This is a genomic window from Enterococcus sp. ZJ1622, assembly GCF_011038845.1.
GTDB lineage: Bacteria > Bacillota > Bacilli > Lactobacillales > Enterococcaceae > Enterococcus_B.
In genome coordinates this window covers 22,575-36,579 of record NZ_JAAKDW010000014.1, presented here as the reverse complement: position 1 = coordinate 36,579, position 14,005 = coordinate 22,575, and the positions used below count along the sequence as shown (strand labels likewise).

Here is a 14,005-nt window from a genome sequence, read left to right as displayed (position 1 = left end):
TTCTTTTCTTCGGAAAAAAGTCCAAAAATAAGAAAAAAATCCAATCCTTTTTTAGTAAGCGTTTTAAAAACATGCTTGCATTTAAATGGTATAGCCGGTATTTTTAATTTATAAGGACATTTCAAGATGGGAGGAACTAAATTGAATCACGTGATACTGATTGATGATGAACAGACTATTTTACAGGGGTTGACCCGTTTGATCGACTGGCCGAAACATAATTTCCAATTAATTGGTACTTTTTCAAAACCTTTAGAAGCACTCGCTTTTTTTAAACACAATCGCGTCGATATCGTCATTACCGATTTGATGATGCCTGAACTGAATGGGATCGAGCTTTCCAAACAATTCAAGAAACTACAGCCTGATGTCCAAATCCTTGTCCTTTCAAGCTATGATGATTTTTCCTTTGTGAAAGACTCATTTAAAGAAGGTGCTGCTGACTATCTTCTAAAGCCCACATTAAATCCAGACAACTTGCTCAGTGCGTTACAGGCATTAGCAAAAAACGAGAATGCTAGACATATACCCGTTCAACGAGAAGAATGGATTAGCCGAGTGATCAGTGATTACCTTTCTGGTTTAGCTGCAACGCTCATATTGACAAAAAAAGATTTCTTGCATCCGCTGTTTTTCCTGCTTTACACTGAATCGATCAGCGAATACCAGCAGTTCAATTCCCACACGTTAACAGTGGACATCCCCTCTTATGCCAATGAACATCTCCAGCTTTTTGCTTTTGAGACCATGGACCACGAAGCAGGCTATCTGATCAATGCAGATTCAATGGAGGCGCTGGCTCTTTTTTGCCAGCAGTTCAAACAGAAGCAGACAGTAAACGAATGTCTTTTTATTTTATCAAGCGCATTTGCTCTTCATGAGCTATCCCGACATTTTGCGGCACTTCGAAAATGCAAAGGACAGGGTTTTTATATTTCTGATACTCCGCTTATATGTATCGACGAACTTCCTACTTTGTTATCAAATTATGAGACCGACACGAAAGCTTATCTGACAATGATCATCAATAAAGATTATTTTCAAGCAATCGCGGATCTAAAACGAGCATTGACCGCACTCGTAAATGCGAAAGCAGCGCCATCTTTCTTGAAACATGAGATGATCAATCGGTTCTATGCTTTACTTGCTGCTTTAGCAGACGATTATGAAAAAGACGAGTTTTTTTCAATGAAACAAACGATCCCGATACAGTTGGCAGAAGCAAAACATATCCGCGCTTTTTCCGATGATGTTTTTTCCGCGATCGACATGCTTGAAGATCTCCTCTCACCAGTAAAAACTGACAATTCGGAGATCCTGACACTGATTTGCGAGTATATCCAGGAAAATTGCGAAAAAGAGCTCAGCTTGCAAACCATCTCGGAGAAATATTATTTTTCTTATAGTTATTTGTCCACACTCTTTACGGAAAAATACGGAGTAAGCTTTACGAAATATGTCAAAAAAGTCCGTATACGCAAAGCAAAAAAACTGCTTTTTGAAACAAATGATTCTCTGTCAGAGATATGTGAGAAGATCGGCTTTTCCGAACTTGGTTATTTTTCTAGAGTATTCAAAGAAGAGACGGGTCTTACGCCTTCTCAATACCGTAAAGGACTGCTAGTGAAATGAAGCAGCTGATGAGAGAATACGAGCTTTTCACGAAACTTCTGATTGTTGTCTTAGCTGCCCTGTGTTTACAGGCAGTGATTGTTTCCATGTTCATCTACCATCATTCGAAAAAAAGTTATATCGATTATTTCGATCAATCGAATGCCGTTTCCTTGAAAAAAATCCAGCATGATTTTGAGATGCTCAATGATAAAATAGAAAACACCCTTGCTCAAATAGATCGAAATCCGGCTGTGGAAGATTATTTTACCGATGCGCTGCAACACATAGCACAACAGACCGATCAATTGATCGCGATTCAGCGAATGAATGAGTCATTTAATGGCATATCCCCTACTATCGATTATGATTTGATGATTTTTGGAGAAAATGGTCGTCTATTCGTAGGAAATGACATGATTGCAGCGATGACTGCTACAGATTTTTTCCAGCTAGATCTCTTGAAAAAAGTAAATGCAACATCAGCTTCTACCCAAATGGTTTTTGTGCCCTTTGGCTTGACGACGCGAGAAAAGCATTCGCCCAGCGTCTTTTTTATCAAAAAGCTCACTACTTCCATGAATCGCACTTATGGTTACGGCGTGATTGCAGTCACTTCGCACCAATTGGCTGGTTTGTTCAATGACATCGTCGATCCAACGCTCGTCCAAATCGATTTTGTCAACGAAGACCAGCAGATTTTCACTTCGAACGATCCCTCAAAGATTGGTGCCTTCTCTGAAGATTTGGCGCTACTCGCTGAGAACGAAACAAAAATGATTGAAGAAAACAAACGGACGCGTCTTGCATTATATCGTCAGAATTCAGCTTTGATCAGCAAAGTGGATCTGGCATCATTAGTCAATCAAATGGCGATCGTTCTACCGATCATTTTATATAACGTTGTGACGCTTTTGTTTGCCGGTTTCTTCGTCTTCATCTATCTGAATCGTCATACAAAATCGATCTATCAGCTGATCCATTCATTGAAAGGAGTCAAAGAAGATCCTAAAAACGCCCAGATCCCTGTACAAGGCACCCACGAGATCAAGCTGTTGGGAAATACGCTCAATCAGTTATTGACTGATCTCGATTGGTATTACACAGAATCGCTTCAAAATGAGAAAAAGAAACGGACGCTAGAAATACAAGCGATGCAAGCACAGATCCAACCTCATTTTATGTATAACACACTGACCAGTTTTAAATTTCTGATCTGGCAGCAGGAAAACGAAAAGGCGATCCAGGGCATCGATCGTTTCACTGATCTGTTGAGACATACGATCGGCCATAAGAAAGAAGAGATCTCAGTGGAAGAAGAACTGAAAAACGTCGAGAACTATCTCCATATCCTGACTCTTCGCTATGGCGAAACAATCCCTGCCAAAGTCGTGGTCCCAACTGAATTGTATTCCCTTTATCTGCCGAATATGATCATCCAACCGATCGTCGAAAATGCCTATCTACATGCTTTTCAAACGAAAACAAAAGGATTCATCACAATCTATGGGAGAATCAGCAAGCATGACTTGCTCTTTGAGGTAGTCGATAACGGGGACGGCTTCGATCCGACCAAAACTGGCAGCAGAACCAATACTTTTTCAGGGATCGGGATCAGTCACGTAGATGAGCGGATCCGTTTGATGTATGGCGAAGACTACGGCTTGTCGATCCAATCACTTGTCGGGATCGGAACGACAGTGACGATCAGATTGCCTTTGATCAGCAAATAAAAGATAAGAAAAAATCGAGGAACTGAGAAAAAAATCTTGTCTCAGCTCCTCGATATTCGCTCATAAAAATGCAAAATATGGAGAGCTATTTTTCAAAATCGCTTCTTATTGCTCAAGGCTGAACATCTCTTTTACGACCTTTCCATTAAACGGTGTTCAAAAGCTTGCATCTGCGGTAATAAGTCCAGCCAAACGAAAAATATGGAGAACTATTTTTGTTTGTCTGTTCTTATTACTTGATGCAGGACAGCTTTTTTACGACCTCTCGATAACCGGTGTTCTCCTGCCAACTCCTCGGGCACAAGTCACAATATTCATCAAACATGAGAAGCTGTTTTTTGAAATTGTTCCTTGTGCCTCAAAGTGAAAAGTCAGACTTACGACCTCTCCACTAAACGGTGTTCAAAAGCTTGCATCTACGGCACTAAGCCCAATCAGATGAAAAATATGGAAAGCTATTTTTATCTGATTGTTCTTACTGCTTGATGCAGAGCAGCTTTTTTACAACCTCTGATTCACGGTGTTCCAGAAGTAACTTCTTCGAAAATAAGCCGAAATTCCACAAAAATTTGAGAAGCAATTTTCGTCAATTTCTTCTTATTTCTTGAAGCTGCCCACTTCTGTCACAATCTCTTTTTTTATTTGATCAGAAAGCAGAATTCATGATCTTCTTCTGCATTGATGTGGTAAGCTTCTTCAACGTCTGCTCCCCAGCTATCGATCCCGCCGACACCTCTTACTTTTGCCATCATCACGAGTACTGTCCGTCTTTCTGGCGGAAGCTCTTCGATATGTGTCGCATTTTCCAGTTCTTCTGCTTTGAACGGTAAAGCCGAAAAAGCAAATTCGCCATTCACTTGTTCAAAACGTAAGGAGAATTCCTCTTTGCTCGTATCTGCGTTGTTCAACGTAGTATCTCGAGTGATCTTGAGCCATTTGGTTTTCATGTGCACACCGCAGTCTTGCGGCACAAGATACGGCGGGACAGGAAGACCTTCGACTTTATAAATCCCTTCGGCCCCGCCAGCCATCCGATCTGGGTAGGTTTCACCGGAAAGTCCTTCATATTCAAAATAGGTTGCTTGGGTCGGCATGATGAACCTTAAACCAAGAAGCGGCAGTTCCGGCAAGCCTTTTTTCCCGTGATAGTTCATTTTCACAAAGATCTCACCTGAACCGTTCACTTGATAAGCAACATCCACCGTTGTTTTCGGTACAGTATTGATCTCAAGCGAAAAGATGATCTCAGCAGTTTCAGCATATTCTTGGCTAGTATACTGATTATTGACTGGCGCGATCGGCATTTCGATTGGTCGTTCGTTGACGAAGACCCGGATATTTTTGACTTTCTGATACATCCCTGCGCCTAGCCACATAGCAGACTGGAAACCAAATCCATTCCCTCTGTCATTATCGGTCAATGCACGCCAGAAGGTTGGTAAGGTTTCCCGATACAGCCACTCCTTGCCGTTTTTGTTCAATGATTCGAGCCCACCTCTTGTATAAGAAAAGATATAATGGAATCCTTCCCCTTTGATGCCGAATGTACAGTCGCCGAAAATGAGCCGGATTTGTTGAGTTTTCGCTGATTGTTTAGTTCCTGTATTTTCCATAATAATACCTTACCTCCTGAAACGCTGGTTTTTCCTGTCCATCTGCAAATACGATCCCGTTTCCTGAAAACTCATAATCACTTGGTTTGTCATCGAAATCGCCGCCGTAGCGCATCACTTTGCGCCCAGTGAGTTCATCTGTCACTAAGATTGCCTGATCTTTGAAGTCCCAGATGTAACCGCCCTGATAGTTCTCGTATTCGTCTAAGAGATTCATATAAGAATCCATGCCCCCTAAAGAATTGCCCATATCATGCATATATTCACATAGAATGAACGGTTTTGTCCCATCCTTTTCGAGATATTCCCGGATTTCTTGAGGTGGCGCGTACATACAGCTTTTCACATCAGAGATCGAATCTTCAAATGCCGGATTAGGGAAATTCCCTTCATAATGAACTAAGCGACTCGGATCTTTTTCTTTGAAATAATCATTCATTTTTCTGATGTTTTCTTCCGCATAAGATTCATTGCCCAAAGACCAAAAAAGGATACTCGTATGGTTTTTCAATGTTTCAAAATTTGTCTTTGCCCGATCAAGAACGACTGCCAGCCATTCCGGGATCGCCCCAGGTACATTGTAGGATGGTTCGATTGCACCCATTTTCTGCCATGAGCCATGAGATTCCAGATTGGTTTCTGCCATGACATGGATACCTGCTTGATCACACAAATAATACCAAGGAATCTGATTTGGGTAATGGGAAGTGCGGACGCCGTTGATATGTGCGGATCTGATCAACGCTAAGTCCCGTTCCATGTCTTCCTGTGTGATCGCTCGTCCGGTCTCCGGATTCCATTCGTGCCGATTCACACCGTTGATGATCATTCTTTTCCCATTTAACAATATCGTTTTGTTCCTGATCTCGATTGTCCGAAACCCGAATGGATAACTGACAAATTCAGTGGTTCGCCCTTCTTCGACTGTCTCTAGTTCGATCGTATAGAGGTTTGGTTCATTATGATCCCAACGCGTGACTTGACCTAAATCGATATGGACAGACATTGCTGGTTCTAACATGATGTTGTCTCGATAGATCTGCTGGCCTTTGGGATCTAAAATATTCACCATGAGTTGACTGCCTGCGATCGCATTTTCGAATGTCAAGTCTAGTTCCAGCGTGCCATTTCTGTATTGATCATCTAGCTTAGGCTTCAGCCAAAGATCTTCCAAATGATTGTTTCCTCGTGCGACTAAAACGACTTCTCGAAAAATACCGAAAAACCGGAAAAAATCCTGATCTTCTAAAAACGCGGCGGTACTGCGTTTATGCACTTCGACTGCCAATAGATTCTCTTCTTCCAAATACGGGGGTCAAATCAAACTCGGATGGGGTGAAAGAATCTTCCGCATAACCAATGAAATGACCATTGAGCCACACGAACATCGCTTGTTCTACACCAGCGAAGCAAATCGAGATCTTCTTTTTCTGCATTCCTTTTTCTAATCGGAAAGTAGTCAGATAAGACCCCACTGGATTGTATTCTGCTTCTGAGAACATCCCTTTTGCTGCTTGTTCCTCTGCTGTTGTAAAAGCTGGCCGGCGGAATTCATGTCCCTCCCACGGATACATCGTATTGATATAATGGATCTTGTCATAACCGGCCAATTCGATATGCCCGGGAACACTGATCGTGTCAAAGTCGCTGGAATCGAACTCTTTTTCAAAGAAACGGCGGGGTCGTTCCTTCGCATTTGGCGAAAATCTAAAGAGCCACCGGCCATCCAATGACTGGATGCGCGAGCTTTTCTTCGCCTTTTCTTCTTCTCTTGAAGCATAAAAAAAGTGATCACTATGTGCGGCTAGCTGATTGACTCGAAATACCTGAGGGTCATCTAACCATTCGATACATGGGTTCATTTTATTCTTCCTCTCCTTTTATCTTTTGTAAATAAAGCAGTTCCGTTTGGAAATCGCCATAAAAATCTGGATAATAAAGCCCGACATGCATCAATTCTGATCCAGAAAATACCCGCTTCGTCCTTTTTTCCTGGTACAAAGCCTGCTCATCCAATCCTGCCAGACGGACCTCTTCAAACACTGGCTGCGCAGAAGCGAGTATCCGCCCTAAGAATACTATTGCTTCTTCTTTATCTTTCGAAACGAACAGCCAAGCCACCGCATTTTGCTCAAATGGGCTTGAAAGTCTGTAGAAGTCACCGAATTGGACTGTCTGACGAATTTCCTGATAAAAATCGATTTGTTCTTTCATCTCTTCTTTTTCCTGCTTGGACAGTTTTGTCAGATCGAGTTCATAGCCTAATACACCGCTCATCGCTACATCGCCACGCGTTTTCAAGCTAGTCATTCTGCCACTTTGGTGATTAGGAACAGCAGAGACATGTGCCGTGATCGATGAGATAGGATAAGCAAGGCTCGTCCCGTATTGGATGCCCAACCGCTCCACCGCATCTGTATTATCACTTGTCCACGATTGAGGCATATAATACAAGATCCCTGCATCGAATCGACCGCCGCCTCCTGAACAGCCCTCCCAAAGAATCTCAGGATAATCCGCTGTCAGCTTTTCCAGCATGTCATATAGCCCTAGCATATATCGGTGCATGACTTCTCCTTGATTTTGTTCGTTCAGAGAAGGAGAATAGTTGTCTGAAAGTGAGCGGTTCATATCCCATTTGATGTAATCGATAGGCACACTATCTAAAATCCTGCGTATTTGTTTTTCGATATTCTCCCGAACGTCTTTTCTCGAAAAATCAAGTACATATTGCGACCTTGAAGCAGCTGGCGTTCTACTTGGTTCCTGCATCAAATAATCCGAGTGCTTTCGATACAGTTCCGAATGGATCGAGATCATTTCCGGTTCGATCCACAAACCGAATTTCAGGCCTCTTCCATGTACATAATCTGCGATTCCTTTCAGACCATCGCTTAGTTTCCCGTCATATTCGAACCAGTCACCTAATGAAGAATCATCCGAATCTCTTTTTCCAAACCAGCCGTCATCCAATACAAATAGTTCGATACCAAGAGTTTTTGCTTCATCGACAAGTGCCTTGATCTTTTGGGAAGTGAAATCAAAATAAGTCGCTTCCCAGTTGTTGATCAGAATAGGGCGTTCTTCATATTGATAAGATCCTCTCGCTACACACTCTCGCAACAAGTCGTGATGGATCTGACTCATTTTATTCAATCCCTGGCTGGAATAGGATAAAATCATTTCCGGCGTTTGGAAAACTTCGCCTGAAACAAGTTCCCAAGAGAATTGGTAGCTGTTGATCCCGCCGATCACCCGAATCTGACTGATCTGATCTTTTTCGATCTCAAAAGAATGATTCCCGGAATAAACGAATTGAACACCAATTGCTTCCCCCGCAGATTCTGTCGTATGTTCGTGGACCAGAGCAATGAAATTGTTCATCTGATGACTGCTTGATCCGCGACGACTTTCAATCGATTTTACGCCTGATGTGATCGTCTGTCTGGAAATCTGGCGTTCCTTTACATGAGCTCCTGGTAAAGCAATCAGTTCGCTGAATCTGCCGGAATGGCTGAAATCGATTTGAAATGAAGCAGCTTTGTTTATCCGGATCGCTGACTCAGTCTCGTTTCGGATCGCGACTGAACGAGTAAGAACCGCCCGATCTGCATAAATCGTATAGAACAAATCAACGTAGATTGCGGTCTCCCGATCTTTCAAAGTAACGATAAGTGTTTGTGCTTCTTTTTCATCCAAGACATAAGTTTGTGGCAATCCTTGTAATTTTGGCTTTCCCTGAAGCAAGATATGTCGGTCGTAGCGTAAATCGAGAAGCGAAGACCCATTGCTTCTCTGAATGATCGTCGCAGGAATCCGATAATCCATCCCGCCGTGTGCGGAATATTCTTGGGGCATCGTATCTTTTGACAATGTACGGTCTGGATTCAGCGGGATATTCCCTGAGAATCCTCGATCTCTTCTTGGATAATTTTTCGTATCCTGATAATTGCTGACTTTTTTCCCAAAATAAATATGGGATAAAATACCGTCTTCTTCGATCTTCATCAAGTAGGAAATTTCTTTATTCGACAAATGGAAGACATTTGCTTTCTTGTCAAAAATAACCAACGGGTCTGCTTGATGTTCTTGTTTTCCTAAGCTTTCGATTGTCATCATCCCACTCCTTCAACGATAGAAACCGTTTACTTATTTCCTGATTCCTGTATACTGTTTACTAAACAATCTTGTCAATAGAAAATTTTATTTTTAAGGAGTGTGTGGAATAATGGTCGGAATCAGAGATGTCGCTCGTAAAGCCAATGTCTCCCCAGCAGCTGTTTCTCGTGTGTTGAACAATGATAAAACCATCAGTGTCGCCCCATCAACCAGAGAGCGGATTTTTGAAGCTGCTGCGATGTTGGATTATGATCTCAAAAAACGGAAGTATACAAAAAAACGGACTCCCTCTATCGGTGTGATCTCTACGATAAGCAAATCCGCTGAAGAACAAGATGTATACTATAAAGAACTTCGCTTAGGCCTTGAAGAAGAAGCACGACGTTTGCATCTGGGGATGAACCGTCTCTATAATCTTTCGGATCAGCCTAAGGAGTGGAAAGATCTGGATCAGTTAGGCGCACTCATCGTGGTAGGGACGGTCACAAAAGATTCGATCAATGATCTGCTCAAACAAAACAACAACCTCGTCGTAGTAGACAATCCTGATATCCAACAAGAAGTCGATATGGTCTATGGGGATTTGGAAAGGATGACGAATACGGTTTTGGAAGCTTTCCTTGCGAATGGGCATCAGCGCATCGCCTATATCGGCGGCTATCAAGTAGATCTAAACGAATTTGGCAAAAAAACGATCACTACGAATGAAAAACGGATACGAGCTTATCTTCATTTCATGGCCGATCATCACTTAGATGACTATATCACTTATCAATTAGGTGAATGGACAAAAGAAAGTGCGGAGCTTCTCACCTATGCGTTACTGAAGGAAAACAAAAAGCCGCTCCCGACAGCAATCCTCGTCGGAAGCGACCCTATGGCTATGGGCGTTTATCAGGCGTTGAAAAATATGGGGATTGCGATCGGAACCGATATCGTCCTGGCAAGCTTTGACAATATCGAAGCAGCTGCTAAGCTTTCCCCAGGTTTGACAACCGTCAAGATCAATGCAAAGCTACTGGGAAAAACAGCTGTGAGACTTGCCCTTGAGCGGATCGACGGCATTCGAGACGAGCCCTTGATCGTGACCTACCCCACTAAACTGATCATAAGAGAAAGCTTCATACCAAATGATGGGAGACGCTAGAGTCCTTGGTTAATCAGTTAACTGTTCCTTTAAGAACGCGACCGTCTGCTGATAGCAGTTTTGCGCTTCTTTTGTCGAATAATCGAATTGATATTCGTGTGTGATTTCTTTTTTCGTATCTGAATAAAACAATGACTGTACAGGTACGTTCAATGCTCGCAATCTTTTTTCTAATGCTTGCCCTTGTTCTTGGAAAGAATACGCATTCCCGTCTGTGATATAGGTTGGCGGAAATGCCTGATTGACGTGATCTGCTACGCTTGCTTCTTCCAGTAGCGGACTATTCTTCCAATCTTTCGTACCGATCAATGACCACGCAACAGTTTTTACGAAAAATTTCATGAATCTATCATCCGAATGCTGCTGTGCGGTCAGCTTCAGATCGACAGGACCGCAGTAAGAGATCGTTCCTTTGATCGTCCCGTCTTCCAGTGTCTGCGCCATATCCATTTGTTTGGCATAGCTATCGTTCGTCTGGATCGCTGCATATTGCAAAGCGATCTGAGCACCTGCACTATCTCCACCGATGAATACCTGATTGAGATCAAGCATCGGATATTTTTTCTGCTTGGCTTTGATATCTTTGATCAAGTCATCCACCTGCAACACTTGGTTGGGATAATGTGAATCAGGAGCTAACTCATAGTTCATCGCAACGATCGCAATGTTTGCATCTGCTGCTAAGCGAGTCGCAAATTCTTCCATCCCCGATTTGTCTCCGCCAACAAATCCGCCGCCGTGAACCCAAACTAGGACAGGGACTGGTCCCTTCACATTTTTTGGTGAATAAATATCAAAGGTACTGTCTTCGAATGTGGATTGGTAGGACAGATCTTTTTGTCTGCTGACCTGTTTTTTTGATTGATCGAATGTTTGTTTATCTGTGATCTGGACTTCTCCAGCAAACATATGGTTGATCAAAAGCGCCCCTGGTCTAGGCGAAATTTGAAAAGCAATGAAGATTGCCAGTGCGATTCCAAGGACGATGCCTAAGAACCAGCTGATAAATTTGATGATTTTCTTTTTCATACTGCTCCCTCAATGATTATTTTCAAGCATTACGATTATAACATAGCATAGGATCGTATCAATCTTTCCTGAACATTTATAGCTATTCATTTTTCTACCATACTCATATTCATTTCTCCAGTATTCCTCGTTTTTAACGATCCGCCGCTTTTTTTGTCTCGATCCAGGCATGATAATATTCATAGCTGATGTTTTCTTTTGTCGTATTCGTCAGCAAATACTGGCCTATGACTTGCCCTGTTTCAACTCCTTGTGTTTTCAGCAAATCACGCACTTCTTTTATATTATTGTTTTCTGTACGATTCATTTCGACTTTCAATAAAAAGCGCCGGTAAACAGCTGATTCGTTTTTCTCCCAAATCACTTCTGCTTCTTCGACAGGTAAATGTTCCTGCGCTTTTCCAATACATAATCCATAGGCTGTTTCTGCATTGGAAGACGTGGTGCTGATGATCCCGAAACTCGAATAATTCGCCAGGAACATCTTGATCTCCATGAAGTTCTCAAAATCAGACGAGATGATCCGATCAAACGGGATGCTTTCTACAGGAAACTCATTTTGCTTCGTATCGATCATCAGTTTCAGCTGTTTTTTACGAAAGTCGATCTCCTGATGTTTCTTTTTCATCACAGCGATCTCGTTTCTGATCCTTTTTTCCGTTTCATCAAGTGTTTCGTACAAATCACTCAATGTCTTGCCATAAAGATCTTTCATCTGTTTGATCGGGATGTCCAGATTACGATAAAAATCAATATCATAAAGCTTGAAGATATCATCAATATCGAATAAACGGTAGCCGTTGTCTTCATGTCTACTTGAGCTGATCAGTCCTTGTTCATCCCAATAACGGATCGTCGATTTCGGCAGGTTCAAAAGCTCCGATACTTCACCAATCGTATACATCTTTTCCATTTTTCTCACCTCTTCTTCCAGTTTAGCTTTTTTTCTATTGACCTTCAAGTAGCTTTAAGGTGTAGACTTTCTAATTGTCAGGAAAAAAGGAGGAGTTCATATGAACGTATTAAAACAATTCTTGAAGAAAAACAAAGGACTCGTCTTGCTTACTTTTACTTTTGTCTGTCTACAGATCATCGGTACGCTAGGCGTTCCTAAATTAGTGGCCAATTTGATCGATACTGGGATCTCAAGCAAAGAACCAGAAAGGATCTACACGATCGGACTAGAGATGCTCGGCGTCGCATTATTCGGCACCGTGACAGCTGTCGCATCCAGTTACTACTCCGCAGCTGTCGCAGCAGCTTTCGGGTTACAAACGAGAGAAAAGTATTTCAGGAAATTCCAGAAGTTGTCGATGAAAGATATCAATCAGTTCGGCTCAGCTTCTTTATTGACTAGGATGACGAATGACGTGGATAACGTCCAGCAAATGATCGTGTTGTTTTGTCAAATGATCCTTCCTGCACCAGTCATTTGTCTCTTTACGATCGTCCTGATGTTCCGTTACTCGATGACACTTACTTGGATCACGTTGATTTCTGTGGTCGTGTACGCTGGGATCATCTATTATCTGATGAAACGAGGGACGCCTTTATCCTTGAGTATCCAGCCTAAGATGGATCGTATCACGACTACACTGAGAGAATTCTTCACTGGGATCAATATGATCCGTGCATTCGATAATCAGGATTATGAAGAAAACCGTACCAATCAGACATTTGCTGCATACGCTGAACAAATGATCAAAGTAAACCGCATTTTCGCATGGGTCACTCCGATCGCCTTTTTGCTCATGGGAGTCGTCTATGCTTCGATCCTTTGGTTTGGCGGACAGCTTGTCGGTAAAGGTACGCTGCAAATCGGTGTCGTTACTGCTATCGTCGAATACTCGATGCTGACGCTCGCCTATTTGATGATTTCGGCAATGGTTCTTGTCGTGATCCCACGATCGATCGCTTCATTGCGCCGGATTGAAGAAGTCATGGACGCAGAGATCGAAATCAATGAAGAATCACTGACTGAACAGCCACTTTCGCTTGATCAAAAAGCACTCGTTACGTTTGACAATGTCTCGTTCCAGTATACGAAAACCGCAGATCCTGTACTGCAGGATCTCAATTTCACGATACCAAAAGGAAAAACCACAGCGATCGTAGGCGGAACTGGTTCAGGGAAAAGTACATTAGCGAAGCTTCTTTTACGGATCAGTGATGTGACAGAAGGACAAATCAGATTCGCTGATGTCCCAGTCACGCAGCTAAAACAAGCTCAGATTCGCTCACTCATCAGCTATATCCCGCAAAAGGCATTTCTATTTAGCGGAACGATCTTAAGCAACTTGCAGATGGGCAATGAGCAAGCCACAAAAGAAGAATTGGAAAAAGCAATCAAAATCGCACAGCTTTCTGAATTTATCGAAGAGTTGCCGGATGGACTGAACAGTTTTGTGGCTCAAAGTGGTTCAAATTATTCTGGCGGACAAAAACAGCGGATATGTATTGCGCGGGCATTGGTCAAACCAGCAGAAATCTATCTTTTTGATGACAGCTTCTCTGCGTTGGATTATCAAACGGATGCTGCATTACGAACAGCATTGCACCAGCAAATGTCAGACAAGACGCTCATCATCGTCGCACAGCGTCTCAGTACGATCATGCATGCCGATCATATCTTAGTTTTAGAGGAAGGAAAAATCGTGGGACAAGGAACCCACGAGGAATTGATGAATGACTGCCAAACCTATCAAGAGTTTGCACAGTCACAAGGAATAGAGAAAGAAGGGATCAAAAAATGA

8 protein-coding genes and 1 pseudogene are annotated in these 14,005 nt (G+C 42.4%); 4 read left to right on the top strand and 5 right to left on the bottom strand.

What is annotated here, in order from left to right; translation table 11 throughout:
* Nucleotides 1–150 precede the first annotated feature (150 nt).
* Together G7Y42_RS12390 and G7Y42_RS12385 are read left to right on the top strand one after the other, a co-directional pair.
* Nucleotides 151–1,632: a response regulator gene (locus G7Y42_RS12390; RefSeq protein WP_241161961.1), complete on the top strand. Its 1,482-nt coding sequence runs from the start codon at nucleotides 151–153 to the stop codon at nucleotides 1,630–1,632.
* Nucleotides 1,629–3,344, top strand: coding sequence for a histidine kinase (locus G7Y42_RS12385; RefSeq protein ID WP_165006277.1), 1,716 nt, complete (start codon nucleotides 1,629–1,631; stop codon nucleotides 3,342–3,344). Before G7Y42_RS12390 ends, G7Y42_RS12385 begins: the two co-directional genes overlap by 4 nt.
* Nucleotides 3,345–3,982: 638 nt before the next feature.
* Here the strand turns inward: G7Y42_RS12385 and G7Y42_RS12380 are convergent.
* The 3 genes and pseudogenes from G7Y42_RS12380 to G7Y42_RS12370 form a co-directional block, all read right to left on the bottom strand.
* Nucleotides 3,983–4,957 (bottom strand): beta-galactosidase small subunit, encoded by a 975-nt coding sequence (locus G7Y42_RS12380; RefSeq protein ID WP_165006274.1) that lies wholly within the window; start codon nucleotides 4,955–4,957, stop codon nucleotides 3,983–3,985.
* Nucleotides 4,938–6,819, bottom strand: a pseudogene (locus G7Y42_RS12375) (glycoside hydrolase family 2 TIM barrel-domain containing protein). The gene G7Y42_RS12380 and the pseudogene G7Y42_RS12375 overlap by 20 nt, the downstream one beginning before the upstream one ends.
* A 1-nt stretch (nucleotide 6,820) precedes the next feature.
* Entirely contained in the window at nucleotides 6,821–9,073 is a 2,253-nt protein-coding gene (locus G7Y42_RS12370; RefSeq protein WP_241161960.1) for an alpha-galactosidase, read from the bottom strand.
* Nucleotides 9,074–9,185: 112 nt separating this feature from the next.
* On the opposite strand from G7Y42_RS12370, the gene G7Y42_RS12365 reads away from it, so the two are divergent.
* Entirely contained in the window at nucleotides 9,186–10,223 is a 1,038-nt protein-coding gene (locus G7Y42_RS12365) for a LacI family DNA-binding transcriptional regulator (RefSeq protein ID WP_165006265.1), read from the top strand.
* 9 nt (nucleotides 10,224–10,232) lie between these two features.
* On the opposite strand, the gene G7Y42_RS12360 is transcribed toward G7Y42_RS12365, so the two are convergent.
* A complete protein-coding gene (locus G7Y42_RS12360; RefSeq protein ID WP_165006262.1) occupies nucleotides 10,233–11,252 on the bottom strand; it encodes an alpha/beta hydrolase in 1,020 nt (339 codons plus the stop codon).
* 133 nt (nucleotides 11,253–11,385) lie between these two features.
* Entirely contained in the window at nucleotides 11,386–12,165 is a 780-nt protein-coding gene (locus tag G7Y42_RS12355; RefSeq protein WP_165006259.1) for a MerR family transcriptional regulator, read from the bottom strand.
* Between the two features lie 100 nt (nucleotides 12,166–12,265).
* On the opposite strand from G7Y42_RS12355, the gene G7Y42_RS12350 reads away from it, so the two are divergent.
* Nucleotides 12,266–14,005 carry an ABC transporter ATP-binding protein gene (locus tag G7Y42_RS12350; RefSeq protein WP_165006256.1) on the top strand — a complete coding sequence of 580 codons (1,740 nt, stop codon included), beginning with the start codon at nucleotides 12,266–12,268 and terminating at the stop codon, nucleotides 14,003–14,005.